The sequence below is a fragment of the Natrinema sp. SYSU A 869 genome (genome assembly GCF_019879105.1).
In the GTDB taxonomy this organism is placed as follows: Archaea; Halobacteriota; Halobacteria; order Halobacteriales; family Natrialbaceae; genus Natrinema.
This window is the reverse complement of sequence record NZ_CP082248.1, coordinates 135,015-150,649: the sequence shown is the minus strand read 5'-3', so window position 1 is coordinate 150,649 and position 15,635 is coordinate 135,015. Positions and strand designations below refer to the sequence as shown.

Below are 15,635 nucleotides of genomic sequence, written 5' to 3'. Positions count from 1 at the left end.
TGAGAGCGCTATTCGAAATCGGCGTTCGCGCACACGGAGTGCTCTCGCGGCCGAGGAGATTCGTCCGGATAGATCTGGTATGACCCAAACGTTTTTAAAATTCCTAATCACTGTATGAACCACGATGCCAAGAGACATCCGACTAGTCGATAGCATCACCCAGCCGAAAGACTCGCAGGGGACGGTCATCATCGCCGGCAGTCACGGCGGCATCTCGTCCGGCCGATACGCCGCACAGCTCGGACTCACCGGGATCGTCTTCAACAACGCCGGTGTCGGCAAAGACGACGCCGGAATCGAATCGCTGTCCTACCTTGAGGAACTCGGCCTCCCGGCCGCGACGGTCGATAATCAGAGCGCTCGAATCGGAGACGGTGCAGATATGGCTCGAGACGGCGTGATAAGCCACATCAACGACGTCGCTGCAGACTGCGGTTGTGAAGTCAGCCAGTCCGCCCTCGAATGCGCGGCAACCATGCACGATGCGGGCGTCAAACCTGTCCAGGAGGACGTCGGAAGCGAGATGACGCAGTCGAAGGTCGAAGACGGCGAGATCCCGGTCTGGACGCTCGATTCGATCGGTCTGATCTCCGACGAACACGAGGGAGCGATCACGGTCACCGGCAGTCACGGCGAGCGACTCGCCGGGGAGTTCGACTCCTACATCCAGGCCGACGTCGCGGGGATCACCCTCTTCGACGCGGGCGTCGGGAAAGACGACGCCGGCATCGGTCGGATCCGCACAATGAACGACCGGGGTATCCCCGCTGCGACCGTCGGCGTCGATTCAGCGCGGATCGGCGATTCGAAGTCGGCGCTGGACGAGGGTGTCCTCAGTCACGTCAATGACATCGCCGCCGAGCTCGGTGTGGAGCCCGGCGATTCCTGTTCGAGCTTCGTCGAGCGTGTCCGAGAGGCCGAGAAACAGTGACCACCACATACGAGTGCAGACGGACGGGTGCGGACTAAAAGCGAGCGATCAGACGTCTACCCACCAATCATATGTCACGGATCCACGCAACATACCGCATCGAGACACCGTACGACCCCGAGCGAGCGGCGGAGGCGATCGCGAACGAACAGTCCTCCGGCACCTTCGTCGAGGTATCGGCCGAGACGGACGACCTCACCGAGCGCCACGGTGCGAGAGTCGAAGCAGTGACCGAACTGGAGACAGTAGACGAGCCGACCCTTCCAGGGTCGGCCGCTCCGCCCGACATCGAGGACTCGACGGAGTACACCCGAGCGGAGGTCGACCTGTCGTTTCCCACGGAGAATATCGGGACGTCGCTTCCGAACCTCATGACGATGGTCGCCGGGAACCTGTTCGTCCTGCAGGAGCTCTCCGGTGTCCAGCTCGTCGAACTCTCCATTCCGGATTCGTTCGCGGCCGCTCAGCCTGGACCGCAGTTCGGTATCAAGGGGACACGAGAGATCGTCGACGTCCACGACCAGCCGATCATCGGAACCATCATCAAGCCCAGCGTCGGGCTCTCTCCCGAAGAGACCGGCGAACTCGTCGAAACGCTGGTCGATGCGGGCGTCGACTTCATCAAGGACGACGAACTCATCGCCGATCCCCCGTACTCTCGAGTCAAAGACCGGATCGAAGCAGTGATGGATGCCATCCACCGCCACGAAGCGGAGACCGGGAAGACGGTGATGTACGCCTGTAACATCACCGGCGGCGTCGACGAAATGGTAGAGCGGTACGAGGCGGTGAAGGACGCGGGCGGCAACTGCCTCATGGTGAGTCTCAGAAGCGTCGGTCTCTCCGGAGTGAAGAAACTCCGCGAGGAATCCGACCTCCCGATACACGGGCACCGGAACGGTTGGGGCGCGCTTTCCCGGTGTCCACAGCTGGGATTTAGCTATGAGGCGTGGCAGAAGTTCTGGCGACTCGCTGGCGTCGACCACCTGCACGTAAGCGGGATCCGGAACAAGTTCACGGAAGCGGACGAGTCGGTGATATCGTCCGCCGAGGCGTGCCAGACGCCAATCAGTACCGACGACGCGGTGATGCCTGTGTTCTCCTCCGGCCAGTGGGCCGGGCAAGCGCACGATACGTACGAGGCGCTGGGAAACACCGACCTCATGTACCTCGCCGGGGCGGTATCCTGGGCCACCCCAACGGCCCTCAAGCGGGCGTCGCTCACCTCAAGCAAGGATGGGAGGCTGCGATGCGGGGCATTCCGCTCGAAGAATACGCAGAGACACACGAAGAATTACGAACGGCAATCGACTACTACGGAGACAATGACTGACGAACTACTGCTGACGTTCTACGGAGACGACTTTACGGGATCGACCGACGCGCTAGAGGGATTGGCCGACAACGGCGTTCGGGCTGTCCTCTTCATGACACCCCCGACCGCGGAGGACCTAGAGCGCTTCGATGACCTCGACGCTGTCGGCGTCGCTGGTGTAAGCCGGACAATGACGCCGGAAGAGATGGAATCGGAACTCCCTCCAGTTTTCGAAGCGCTCGCCGAATTGGACGCTCCGATCGTCCACTACAAGGTCTGTTCGACGTTCGATTCCTCGCCAAAGGTCGGAAGCATCGGTACTGCGATCGACATCGCCCAAGACGTGTACGACTCGCCGTTCGTTCCCGTGTCTCAGGGAACGGAGGTCCCGCACGGACGCTACGTTGCGTTTTCGGACCTCTTTGCGGAACAGGGAGGAGACGTGTATCGGATCGATCGCCACCCGACCATGCGCGACCATCCAGTCACCCCGATGCACGAGAGCGACCTCCGGCGCCATCTTGGGGAGCAGACGAATCGGCCGATCGGCCGCGTCGACCAACGGTTCCTCGACGACTACGAGGCCGCCGAGACGGAGCTCGAGGAGACGATTCGCGAGGACGAGGACGAAATCGTCGTCCTCGACGCACTGAACACGGACCACCTCGCTACGATCGGGCGCCTTCTGTGGACCCGCGCGACCGAAACGTCGGGACAGCTGTTCGCAGTCGGCTCCTCGGGCCTCGAACACCACGCCCTCGTCAGCCACTGGGACGAGATCGGAGAGATAGATCGGAACGCGACGTACTTCGAGAAGCGAGAGCCGGCGGACCGTATCGCCGTCATGTCCGGAAGCGCGTCCGAAGAGACGGCGACGCAGATCGACTGGGCGAGCGACCACGGGTTCCGCCTCGTTTCGATCGACACCGAGCGTCTGGTCGACCCGGACGAGAAGAGCGACGCACGGGCCGCCGCAGTCGAGGAGGCCCTCGCTGTACTGGACGAAGGCGAGAGCGTCGTTCTCTACTCCGCCCGCGGTCCGGACGACCCCGCTATCGACGCCACGCGGGCGGCGTTCGAGGAACACGGTGCGGAGGAGAGCCTCGAATCGTACCTGGGGCGCCAGCAGGGGATCATGTTCCGTGAGATCCTCGAGCGATCGGGCGTGACGCGCGCTTGCGTCGCCGGCGGGGACACAAGCAGCCACGTGATCTCTGAACTGGACCTCGACGCGCTCGAGGCGATCGCACCGGTCGCACCCGGTGGACCGCTGTGCCGAGCCCACTCGACGACGGAATTCGATGGTCTAGAACTCGCGCTTAAAGGAGGGCAAGTCCACACGAGGAACGACGAATTTGATTACTTCGGGGTCGTTCGACAGGGCGGAATAGACCGTACCGACTGATTACGCTCCAGTTGCATCGGCTCTGATGAACAGCCCTCTTGTTGGCCAACGAATAGACGCGGTACGAGTTCTCTTGTCCTCTGTCTGAACAAGAACTGTGATCGCACAGTATCCATCTCTGAACGCCGCCTTTTTCGCGAAGGATTTCAATCATCGAACTCGAGGAATGGCTCGTCGCTCTCGAAGCGAGAGAGCGTCGTTCCTACGCCACTTCAGCCACGATCTCGTCGAGTTTGTCCTCGGAGAACACCTGATCCTTCCAGTTGGACGCGAAGATGTCTCCTTTGGTCTCCTCAATGATCTCCTGTGCCCCGTCGGAGAAGGGAAAGTCTGTAAATCCGAATACGATCCCCAATTCGACCCTGAAGTGACCGAAGAGGAAATCTCTCGCTGCCTGTTCGGGGACCCCCTGCTCAACCACGTGATCGTATGCTTCTCGAACGGCATACAGACACGAACCGAGCACCATTTCGACGAGCGCCGGTTCCAGCAAGATCATCTGTTCCGTCGTCAGCTCGTGGGCGCGGCGGACCGGCGCGTAGATGTCGCGCGCCAGGGCCTCTCCGCGCTCGTAGTTCTCGTCGGGTCCCTGATGGAGAGCGCAGACGATATCCTGTTCTTCTCGTCCCTGGCCGCCGAACCAGTCCGGGTCTTCGCGACTCAAATCCGAGCTCGCATCGATGATAGACGGATGAGCGGGATGAGTGATGAAATAGGAGGTGTCATTCCGCTCATAGAGCGTGTCGGCGTACGCCGCCGCAGGATCTAGGAGAACGACCATTGTTCCGGTATCGATCTTCGGAATTATATCTTCGGAAATGGGTCCGATGAGGTCGTCCGGGACAGCCATGATAACGATCTCGGCCCCGTCGAGAGCCCGATCGCTGAGACCCCCTGCTCGGCGAGTCTCTCCTGGCCCTGCTCGCTCGGTTCCACGTACCGCATGTCGTATCTGGAGTTATTCTTGAGGCGGTCGGTGATCCTGCATCCCATCTTTCCGCCGGCTCCCAGAAGAGCGACTCGAGTGGTCATGCTTGCTAATCTGTTTCTACCAACTCTGCCCAATGGGTTAAACATTGCTGCTACGGCACGATTATGACGCATTAGCGAGAAGCGATTCCGTTGACCGAACGATAACAGCGACGGGGCACCCGGCAAAAGCCACCGGTACCCCCTCTGGATTCGGTTTTCGGAGTATGACGGAAAACGCGACACGCCGCGTCCCGAAGTCGACTATCGAGAGGCATCGCATACTGCAGAACAATAGTCCGTTTTCCTCCTCGCTAACCGTACTGCTGCGTGAGGAACCGAACACAGGCACTCTCCGCGGCAGAATTGCAAACAGTTGGTTCCCATCTGGGACGTCTCGAGTCGGTAGTACCCCGTCGCTCTCAGGTATGAAAACGGGTGGACACAGAATACGTATAACCGCGACGATTACCAGAATTATTTTATCGATAGAAATGGGAAGTCGACTATGGTCTCAGATATTAGCGACACGCGAACGGTGCGGGCCTCGGAAACGGCGTTCGATATCGTGGAGTTCCTCCAGACGGAGAACGGAGCAAAACTTCACGAGATCGCGGAGGAGTTGGATCTGGCGAACAGCACGGTGTACCACCACCTGAACACACTCATCAAACGGAGATACGTCACTCGAGATGGCGACACGTACTATCCCGGCCTAGAGTTCCTCTACATCGGGGGACGAGTTCGCGACCGGCAGAAAGTGAACCGTCTGTCCGAATCGTTCGTCGAAGCGCTCGCGGAAGAGACGGGCGAACAAGTGCAGTTCATCGTTGAGGAGAACGGATTCGGATACCACGTGTACACGGCGACCGGTGAACACGCCACGGCGATCGACAGCCGACCAGGGAAACGAATTTATCTCCATGCGAATGCGGCGGGGAAGGCAATTCTTGCCTTCTACTCCGAGGAACGTCTCGACAGAATAATCGACACGGTTGGGCTTCCTGCGCTCACCGACCACACGATTACGGATCGAGAAGAGCTAGTAGCGGAACTTGATCAGGTCCGTGAACAGGGGTATGCGTACAACTGGGAGGAACACGTCGAAGGGTACTGCGGAATCGCGGTCCCCATTCGGCCGGAAGACGAAGTGCTGGGAGCGCTCGCACTCGGCGGACCGATCGAGCGCATTAAGAACGAACAATCCAAGGAAGCGCTGACGCAGCGACTGCGCGAAACGGGCAACGAATTCGAGTTGGAACTCAAGTTCCATGACTTGTAAACGGCTCCGGAGATCGGTTTCGGAGTATTGAATCGATCCTGGGTTCGCTAGTTGCGCTCGGAGTTCCGTGATCGTTGACGAACAGCATCATAAATGCGGTGCTAGAGATCATGTCGGTAGTTGTCTCACCTCGTGTCACTCAGCGATTTTGAGCGGGAATCGCCTCAAGCGTGGTGTTTACCGCAGTCACATCAAAACGTGATCGAGCTCCGAGTATTACAGCTGTATGTCTGTAATCAGCTGGCGGCGGAGTCTCCCCATCTTCGAACCGCCACTGGTCGAGGGCACGCGGAGAAGTGAACGGTTCGGCGCTGCTCATGTCGCTCCGGTCTCGTTCTGACCCGCCTATCGGTTCGTGTACTGGCGGCCGTACCATCGTTCCGAACCGACGCCGCACCGATTGACTCGGGAGTCGCGTTCTTTGACCCGAACGGCACCGTCGCTCGAGCTCCTCGCAACGTCGTCGCGCGCGTCGGCTGACCCCGTCTTCGATTTGGACGGAATCGACGATATCGATCCCAGACCAACACGAGCATAAATACGACCTCCATGTTTCGAAAACGCTCACCCATATAATGTACGCCTAAGTAGCTATTAGTCAAATTCTATTGTTCTTAGGAAGAGTCCACTATATTAGAAATGGTCTTCCACTGATTCTCGATACTAATTCATATTTTTCCCTCTATCGGTATCTTGGTACGATTATACGCTTATATTACCATCATTATTCCACTCACTCAATAGCAGAAATGTACAGCCATATATTCCGATTAGGGATTTCAATTGTCATATCGGTTACAAGGAGCGCCTACCTAGATGAATAGCTTCCAAAAATCGATGCCGAGCGTCAAGAGGAGGCACGACACGCCGCTGTCTCGACCAACACAGCAGTCGGTTAGCGGCCGGGACGTGAGAAACAGACTATAGTAGGGATTAAAAATAGTTTCTCATTCTTGGTATAGAGAATTGCTTAAGAGCGGTATCGATCGCCGTTGTTAGCTCCCCAAGTGAGTCGAAGAACCGGTTGCTGAGAGCTGTTTGCAGTTGTCGCCAGCACTCTTCGACCAGATTTAGTTCCGGCGAATACGCCGGCAACGTGATGAATGCGAGGTCGTTACGGGCCGTCAGGTCCGTGACGGGCGACGCTTGAAAGTACGGCGCTCCATCCAGAACGACGATCAAGTCATCTTCGAGCTCATTGCATAATGCGAGAATGAAATGTTTTGCGTGATCGGTGGTAACGTACTCTTCGAATCGAGAGAAAAAGCGATCACCGTCCTCGGTGATCGCTGCCAAGAGGCACGTCCAGTCGTGTTTCCGGATAATTCGACTGAAGGGCGCATGTCGCGGGGAAACTACGCGGCACGCGGCTCAACTTGAACCGATTTCTTGGTTTGATCGATACAGACTACCGTGGCGTCCATTTCCCGCCGCTCTTTTTGAGTTCCTCGCGGAACGTTTCTTGCTCGTCAGCATCAGATCCAGCGGCTGTACGGCGAGGTTTTTGATATCTCAATCCCGCCTCTTTGAGCAACCGCCGGCAACTTGGGATTGAGTACTCGACACCGTACGTCTCGTCAAGATACTGCTGGACGAGCGCCGGCGTCCACGCCGACGCGTCAAACCCAACTTCTGCAGGTGATCCGTGAATAGTTTCTTCGAATTTTTCTTGCTCTTTTCTGATAGCTTTCGTTTTCTTCCAGATCGGTGATCATCAGTGACGGCCTGTTCAAGCGACTCGTCAGTATCGAGTCGCTTGAGCCAGCTATAGATTGTCCGTCGCTGAACGTCGTACCACTCGGCTAGTTCAGTCTGCGTGATACCGTTTTTGTACGCTATTGCCGCTAAGAGTCGTTGTGTCGGCTTCTTTCCTTCCACATTGTCGAGGGAATTTTGCAATTCCTCGACAGAGATCTCGTCGAGATGATCCACTACATTCAGCAACAATCTATGAGCAAAAAGTTCTAACGGTTACTATATGCTCGTGTAGGCTAGCCCCGAATACGACGTCGTCCGAGGTGAACTCGAGGCGCAGATTGACCGACTCGGCGACGACCAGTTCGCCACCTTCGCGAACGAGGCCCTGGTTGACCTTGAGGAGCAGTATGTGGTGACCACGCTGATCGAGGACCGCATTCAGGAGTTGACGATCAGAATATCCAGTAAGCAGATTGTTTCTCTTCGCGGGGAGAGGAATGGGAAATCTACTATTTCCATAAAGGTTATTAAATGAAATTTACTGTTATCCGTTGCAGTGGTATGAGCAGCGCAGCCAGTATGTTCAGATGACACACTCAGTAATCACAGAACAGAAATTCCAGCGTTACATGCTCGAGTCAATTTAGTGGCCGACTTCGGAGGATCAGTGATCGGCAAGCGAGCCGGTCAGAATCAATAGCAAATCTCCCGATCGGTCAAAGCAGACTGGTTTAGCCAGTCTGCACTGAATTATAACTCGCCCTTCAGCCGGTGGTGTTCAGATAACTGAGATCTCCCGCCCACATTGGGCGCTTAAACGTACTCGCAGTCAGGACCTTACAGTCCATTCAGGATATGATATTGAGAACGTGGTCGTCGACGACGAAAGAGCCACACGAGATGCAGCTCATCCAAGCTGTCGAGAGCGTTCTCTCTCCTCGGCTAGGACCGGACAGACATTCGATGAACTCGATGAAATTTGACAGTCAATCTAACGAACTGGAACTAAGAACCCTCTCCCCCCTTTTTCGAGTTGTAAATTGCGTGGTGGCGGTCAAGTGAGAAGCAAACTGATGAGGTGTATCTAATTAATCTCGGGAGGAGAAGGTTTGATACGCCACAATTCTTCATTATGAGATAATATATCTGTACAGCGTCTCCTATCTATATTCATACATTCTATACAACTTCTGTTCCCAGTGCGGGTATGGTAAGGCCACGAATTATATAAACTTTTGCTCTTCTAGTTTCAAGTAGAAGAAGGAAGCGTTCAGACGTTTTGCCAAGGGAATTCGGCCCAACCAGTCATCAGAACATCTACTCGGTAGTTCTTCCTTCCCCTCTGTCTCGAGTTTACAACTCGAAAAAGGGGGAGGGGTGAGGTGATCAAGATTGCTGCATTGCTTTGGAGGTTATCATATGCAGACCAATATTGTTACCAATCCTGAACTGCCTCGGCAAGCGTAGTCCTTCTGCGTCGACTTCGGTGCTTACAACTCGAAAACGGGGGGAACAACATGAAGCATTTCACTCAAAGCATCATTCACGTAGTTCCAATTGTATCGATTCGGCTCTGGTGAATCGCACGGCTGTGTGAACCGCTCGGGGTCAAGCCCCGAGGCACTCGGCCTGCTCCGCCTGTTAGAACTTCGATCGGCGGCGAGAAGTTGCTAGCAAGTGGAAACACTTCACTCATCGCCCCCCAGTTATTCAAGTAGCGCTCAATGAATACGATTGACAACTAAGAGAGGACTTCTCTAGATGAAGAAATAGATGGTTCCTCTAACATAGTTGCTAATGCTTTCTTTATCCAAAATAGGCTATGAAACCCTTGTTCAGTAGTAATTTAAAGGGGTCAAAATCGCACTCTCGCTTCCATTGTAACCCAGAAAGTCATCTCACCGGCTCTATTGATGACGAGAAAGTTCAGGAGCTGATCTTTGTGGATTTCACTGCCCGCTTGCTCTGCTGTTTGTTTGGTCACAACTCAGCAAGCGGACTTCCAACTAACGGCTTTGTGAAGCACTGAAGATTGTGATCTCGTTTTCGGTGTGTGTTACGGTTCGATCGACTGCACGAGGAACATGACGGTTGTACTCTTCAAGGAGATCTCGTTGACACTCCCGTACGTGTCGTGAGTGGTTACGTACAGCGCGGGTTCCGTTGGATCATACCAGGGGTTGTCGTCTTCCTCATACTCGTAGGCCGTTTCGGAGTGGCCGACCGCTATGTCTTTGAGATCTTCTACGCCATCTATATCGCTTTTGTCAAGGCTACTGTTGAACCAGTGGCTTAGTACACAGGGGTTCCCCGAATCGATCTGATTTTTAATCTTCGAACGGCGCCCCCATACAGTATTCGAGGCACTGTATGAGGAGTCGTAATCCTCAATACCGCTAACGAAGTCCGTGGGAACCGTCTCACCGTTGCTGTTGGTGCCCATATGATCGTTAAGTTCCCACATCAGATCACAGTCCCGGGAAGATATGTTCTCGTGATACCCAATACACATCGACGAGGCAGCGGGAGTACAGCCGACCCAATTGGAGCCACACCGGTGTGCGTTCCAATTCGGGACATTACTGATGCTTTCCGTAGAAAGCGAACTGAACGATGTCTCTTCAGCCTCTTCTAGAGTCGTTCGATCGACGGTCAACGTTCCGTCGGTCTGTGTAGCTGATTCCGGGTTCGCAACAGCGTTTATCGACGCTGTTAATCCGTGCTTCAGGTCGACGAACGCCGACTTCCCATCTTCTGCAGCCTCGGCGCCTGCGACGTTCGTCGTTGGAACCTCAACCCCGAAACTCATCGGGTTGTTATATATGAGCCGCGGCCCATCTTTGACACGTCCAACCTTGCTTCGGAGCGTTCGGTTGTGTCGCAGTCGGGTCTGTGGTGCGACCCCAGTGCTGCACCTGATAATCCCGGGTGAGTCCGGTCGAGCGCTCACCGCTACGTGTCCGACTTCTTCTCCGTCGGTTTCAATCGGATAGACCCAGGCGGCAGGCCTGTACGTTCCGGTCTCGGAGACGGAATAGAACAGTTCCGGCTTAGCGAGTCCCTCTGGATCGAGGTCTGAAAACTGTTTGCGCGTGCTGTTGTGTTCGACACGAGACTTCGCTATCAGGTGTGCTATCGGTTCTGAGATTCTATCGGACCGCTCCACTGCGGTCGAGTTGCCCTCGGCTATCCCTAGTGCGGAGCCCGTCATTACAGGCGTCGCCAGCGCGGCGGACAGGACGCCAATTCTTTTCAGAACGGTTCGTCGTTTATTGGTATCACCAGACATAACATCTGGGTATTATAGTTATAATATTATAAAGTATTTTCAAATTATCATTATATGAAAATTGTAACGACTATATATCTTTAACTAAGCTAAGGCCCGAGTGACTTCGGCGGCTTATCAAGACATCTTTTCGAGAGGATGAGGAGGCGGCAAGTGTGCACTAAGACGCCTCCTCATCGAGAATCATGTATCAGTTCACTATTCTCGTACAAAGCTCGCAAGGAGGAGCAGGCTGGAGAGAAGCTCCACCTGCTCCACAATGCCACTGATCAGACGATTGAACGACTCGACATAACTGATGGGATCTGATGAATCGCTATACTACGTCGGGTTCTGGTATCTTGCTGTCTTTACGAGGCCGTCCAATCGATTCTACATTGGCGACGAGGACAAGATCACGCAGTGTCCTGATTGTGATCGGTAGGTCTACTCGAGACAACCTGATTCGGTGGGACAGTCTTTGTATTCGTATCTAACGTAGGACCTACTATAATAAGTGTAGAATCGGAATCCACCAGTGAACCCGTCAGACGGCCGGATGTTGACGACGTTCGTGACTGACTATCAGCACTCGAGGAGACGGTCGACGACTAGGAACTCGCAGCCCTTCTCGACGCGCTCGAGCTATTCGTCGCCGAGTTCAAGCGCCTGGATACACAGCGCTGGCAGCTCGAGTACCGGCTCGACTGACTCGAAGACGGCGTTTCCATAGAATTGAGGACACGTGTGCAGCACAGACACGCTCCTAACAGACATTGACCCGACTCGCTCGATACAGGCGACGACCCCCGGTCCACAGTAGATTTATTACTTCTAAAACAATAGTGTGTGACACGTCATGTTTGCCTTCCACCTCGATAATCCGGTCGGGAGACGAGTAGCCGAACTCGTCCTCGCTGTCCTCGCGATCCTCTTGACGGCCGAGGTAGTCAACGAATCCGTGATTCTTTTCGAGACCGTCCTCGGATTGCTTTGGTTCCCAGTAAGGATACTCGTTCCTGGTCTCCTCGCCCTTTCCGTTCTGGTCGGTGTGTTGGCACACGGAATCCGACTCAGTTCGACAGTTCTCGGTTCCGGCAATCGGATCCAGCCCGGTGACACGGCGGTGACTCGGATCCTCGCCTCGATCGTGCTCGGAACCCTCGCCGCGTTCACCCTGTTGTGGGCCGTTGTAAGCCTGTACATCCACTATCTGGCGGAAACGGGCGGTGTTTCCCCATCGATCTGGGCGCTGTTGTTTGGAGGGGTACTTGGTGCCCTCGTCTTGTTACGGGCCGTGTTCTTTCAGTTGTTCCCAGAGGGGCCACTGTCCCGGCTGAGTGGCCCGTCCGTCGAGTGATCCGGCTTCCGTCAGCACGATTCGATGAACTTCAGTACTATCTGACAAACGTTTTGGCGTTCAGGTCACTAGTGGAGGCGTTTGACAGGATCAAGATGGCGGTCTGGCGAGTGCTGCTGCGCCTCTCGCGCAGCTGCACAAGTCATCTGGCCATGTAGCGATGGACGTGACGTTTTTCGATTTCGACCGTGAAAACGCCAGCAAACACTACTGCCGCTGCACCAATTACCGTGTTCAGACGCTCAAAACCACCGCTTTCGTCGACACAGCATCACAGGCCGTTCTTGACATTCACTGTACGGCGAGGAAACGCCACGACACGCAGATCGGCTGGCAACTCGCCTGCGTTGTGGCGGGCAAGTTGCACAGCCTCGCCGCAGACAAAGGCTACGACTAGCAACGATTACGCGGAAAACTGCGGGAAGGGGACGTCAGACCGTTGACCAAACATCGTGAATTCCGCCCCATCGATCACGTGCATAACGTGCGGATCGATGAGGCTCTCTACGTCCAGAGAGCGCTGTCTGAAACCGTCTTCTCAGTAATCAAGCGCACGCACGAGCATCACCGAGCGTGCGCGAAGCTGGTACTGTGAGTCCCGTGAAATCATCCTGATGTGTGCCGTCTACAACATCAAGCGTGCTGTGAGCTAGGCAAATCCAACGCCGTATGGCGATTCACCACGGCCATCGATTTAAGCCCTGACGATTCTGGTCCTGAGATTGATCCTCCTGCTCTAACAACTTGAAAAATAAGATGGTCAGAAGAGATATGTTATCTCTTCTCAATAGCTTACAAGTCGAAAACGGTGTGTGTGCGGGTCGAGTCAGAAAGCCGATGATGAAGCTACCCCCGATCTGTTACAACTCGATAACGGGGGGTGATAGATTGCGAAGACGGTATCTGACTGACTCAGAGAATACTTATCTATAGCTGTTATAGAACCTGTTTTCGACCGGTTACAACTCCACAAGGGTCCATTTTTATACCCAGAGTTCGAGGGGGTTCATAATGGGACGAGAGGGACGTGGAGACGGTTCAGATCATCAATCAGGTGAGAAGGATCATGAATCCTCCTCTGCTGATCCAGAGAATCCTGACTCGGTGATCGAGGATGCAGATTCTTCTGCAACATCGCAAACGGCTTTCGAGAATGGCTCGGACACTACTAATCCGCCTCAAGAGGCTATAAACGGCGATGATGGTGGTATCTCAATTCGGGAACGGCTTCAAACTGAGTCATCTGGTGGGGTCTTCGCCAATAAAGATCTGGTTCGTTCAGATACTATCATCGATGAGGATCGTATCGTCGGTCGCGATGACCAGTTGAGCCGCGTCGTTGACAATCTAAAACCTGTTCTCCAGAACGAAGGCATTTCGGATATGCTTCTGAGTGGTCCCTCCGGAACGGGGAAGTCGCTCATCATTCATGCAGTCTGTAAACAGATTGTCGAACTATGTGAATCGCAAGGAAAGACGTTCGGTGTCCTCTCCATCAACTGCGAGGGGCCGAAGACCGCAGATCGTGCTGTCTATCGGTTAGTCAAAGCTGCTGCGGACGACCTTGGTGTTGATCCTGGTGTTCCCCAAACCGGCGTCTCTACGGATCAGAAACTCGAACGACTGTACGAGCTAATGCGAGAGCATTATGACGGCGTTATCTTCATTCTCGATGAAATCGATATGCTTGAGGGACCGTACCAAGAGGCTGAGTACAATTCTCTCATCTACCAGCTTTCACGGGCTCGAAAACTCGCCGATTTTGATGGCCCAATCTCGCTCACGACGATCACTAACTATGCCGATTTCATGAGAGACCTCAACAGTCGGGCACAAAGTTCTTACAACCCTGATGACATCTTCTTCGATGACTATGATGCAACGCAACTCCGTAGTATCCTCAAATACCGCCACGATGCTTTCAAACCGGAATCGCTTGCAGATGACGTCATTCCACTTGTTGCTGCGTTCGGTTCCCAAACGCACGGGGATGCACGGAAAGCGATCGATCTCCTCAGGTGGGCTGGTGAACTGGCCGAGCGGTGTGGCACTAACACGGTCACCGAGACTGATGTCCGTGAGGCCCAAGAGAAATATACCGAGAATCGGAAGCTCCGCCATATTAGCGGGATTTCGACTCAGAAGAAACTCTCCATCTATGCCGTGGCAGCCACTGCCCACTATGCGAAAGAATATCCAGAGTGGATACCGGCTGGGCCTGCGTTCAAGACTTACCAATTCATTGCCGACACGATGGATGCGGATCAGTACAGTCGCGAAACCTTCGTGAACCACGTAACTGAGCAGAGTACGTACGGTGTGTTGGACTTCGAGCGACGAGGTAAGGGCCGGGGGAGAGGAGTGCACATGTATTTCTCCCTCTCTGAGGATCCGGAAACGATTCTGGAGACGATCCGTGAGGACTCTCGGTTCGCTGATTTAGCTCATGAAGACGCGACTATCAGCGCCGTCGTTCGCGAATGGCTGAAGAAGTTCCGTACCAAGAACTGATCTTGACTCTATTCCCACTGTCTTACTACTCGAAAACGGGGAGTGTGAGTGTTCCGAGTAGTGCGTTACAACTCGAAAATGGGGTGTGTCATTCGTCAGGATTTCCGTTACTACTCGAAAACGGGGGGTAGGTGAACCGCGAAAATCGACTTTCTCCTTCATAGACTGTCATACCCCTCCCCATTCACAACTCGAAAATGGTGGGTGTTTGTCTTCTCACCGAGTTATAGAAGCATCGTTGAATATCAGGTTACTCGTACGAGGTGCTGGTTTTCGGAGGGGCTTGTTTGACCGGAACGCCGATTATCACATCAAACTGGCTTCAGAATTGGAAGAAACCTTTAAGCAGCTATATCATGAAGATAAGAATGTAACGTCGGCAATTATTGATAGCCGATGGATTGATATCGACCTCAATCCGAAAGCCCCAGCAGACGAGTCCACGACGGCCACGTTGAGTTGATCTACGAGGACGATGGTAAGACGGTCACTATCAATCACGGCCAAGACGAGTGGGTTCTCGAGTTCGACAAAGAGGGCCGATGTATCAATCGCGATCCGGCGACACGGCTATTGACCCAGTGGATCAGCGATGTGATGGAACTGGCCAAAAACAAGATTCGGTAACCAAATGTTCGAAACATTTACATCTCAGCATGGAGTACCCACCCTTGGGACATCCGTCCCGCCCCAGCGGAATGAAAGACAATCCGTAGCAGTTGCCGCCGAAAGCTACCGGCGATACGCACACGACCAAGCCTGGGATGGCCGAGGACACGGCTGTTGTGGGCGATGTCGGAGCCGAAGCCCTTTGCTGACAGGTGGCTGCCGCCGGAATGTCACGAGTAGAAGCCCCCTGGGGGCCACGCGGGATCTCGAGGCACGGCGACGAAGCT

9 protein-coding genes and 3 pseudogenes are annotated in these 15,635 nt (G+C 54.6%); 9 read left to right on the top strand and 3 right to left on the bottom strand.

Features of this window, described 5'->3' with window-relative positions:
- The first annotated feature begins 124 nt into the window (after positions 1–124).
- From K6I40_RS04575 to K6I40_RS04565, 4 genes and pseudogenes are all read left to right on the top strand, one after another.
- Positions 125–931, top strand: a complete 807-nt coding sequence (locus K6I40_RS04575) for a hypothetical protein (protein WP_222914440.1) — start codon at positions 125–127, stop codon at positions 929–931.
- 71 nt (positions 932–1,002) lie between these two features.
- A pseudogene (locus tag K6I40_RS04570) lies at positions 1,003–2,052 on the top strand (RuBisCO large subunit C-terminal-like domain-containing protein); the annotation flags it as partial.
- On the top strand, positions 1,986–2,264 hold the full coding sequence (locus K6I40_RS28870) for a RuBisCO large subunit C-terminal-like domain-containing protein (RefSeq protein WP_345779396.1): 279 nt from the start codon (positions 1,986–1,988) through the stop codon (positions 2,262–2,264). The pseudogene K6I40_RS04570 and the gene K6I40_RS28870, both read left to right, overlap by 67 nt.
- Positions 2,257–3,651, top strand: a complete 1,395-nt coding sequence (locus K6I40_RS04565; RefSeq protein WP_222914439.1) for a four-carbon acid sugar kinase family protein — start codon at positions 2,257–2,259, stop codon at positions 3,649–3,651. The genes K6I40_RS28870 and K6I40_RS04565 overlap by 8 nt, the downstream gene beginning before the upstream one ends.
- Positions 3,652–3,853: 202 nt before the next feature.
- On the opposite strand, the gene K6I40_RS04560 is transcribed toward K6I40_RS04565, so the two are convergent.
- A complete protein-coding gene (locus tag K6I40_RS04560; RefSeq protein WP_255681619.1) occupies positions 3,854–4,432 on the bottom strand; it encodes a phosphogluconate dehydrogenase C-terminal domain-containing protein in 579 nt (192 codons plus the stop codon).
- Between the two features lie 696 nt (positions 4,433–5,128).
- Between K6I40_RS04560 and K6I40_RS04555 the strand changes: the two genes are divergently transcribed.
- Complete coding sequence (locus tag K6I40_RS04555) at positions 5,129–5,902, top strand: IclR family transcriptional regulator (RefSeq protein ID WP_222914437.1); 774 nt, start codon at positions 5,129–5,131, stop codon at positions 5,900–5,902.
- Positions 5,903–6,835: 933 nt separating this feature from the next.
- Here K6I40_RS04555 and K6I40_RS04550 read toward each other — a convergent pair.
- Together K6I40_RS04550 and K6I40_RS04545 are read right to left on the bottom strand one after the other, a co-directional pair.
- Positions 6,836–7,834: pseudogene (locus K6I40_RS04550) on the bottom strand (IS630 family transposase).
- Between the two features lie 1,822 nt (positions 7,835–9,656).
- Entirely contained in the window at positions 9,657–10,889 is a 1,233-nt protein-coding gene (locus K6I40_RS04545) for a C39 family peptidase (protein WP_222914435.1), read from the bottom strand.
- An 838-nt stretch (positions 10,890–11,727) separates the two neighbouring features.
- Here K6I40_RS04545 and K6I40_RS04540 point away from each other — a divergent pair.
- From K6I40_RS04540 to K6I40_RS04525, 4 genes and pseudogenes are all read left to right on the top strand, one after another.
- On the top strand, positions 11,728–12,228 hold the full coding sequence (locus K6I40_RS04540) for a hypothetical protein (RefSeq protein ID WP_222914434.1): 501 nt from the start codon (positions 11,728–11,730) through the stop codon (positions 12,226–12,228).
- 65 nt (positions 12,229–12,293) lie between these two features.
- A pseudogene (locus tag K6I40_RS04535) lies at positions 12,294–12,881 on the top strand (IS5 family transposase); the annotation flags it as partial.
- A gap of 358 nt (positions 12,882–13,239) precedes the next feature.
- A complete protein-coding gene (locus tag K6I40_RS04530; RefSeq protein WP_255681618.1) occupies positions 13,240–14,739 on the top strand; it encodes an AAA family ATPase in 1,500 nt (499 codons plus the stop codon).
- A gap of 459 nt (positions 14,740–15,198) precedes the next feature.
- Positions 15,199–15,366 carry a hypothetical protein gene (locus tag K6I40_RS04525; RefSeq protein ID WP_255681617.1) on the top strand — a complete coding sequence of 56 codons (168 nt, stop codon included), beginning with the start codon at positions 15,199–15,201 and terminating at the stop codon, positions 15,364–15,366.
- Positions 15,367–15,635 lie beyond the last annotated feature (269 nt).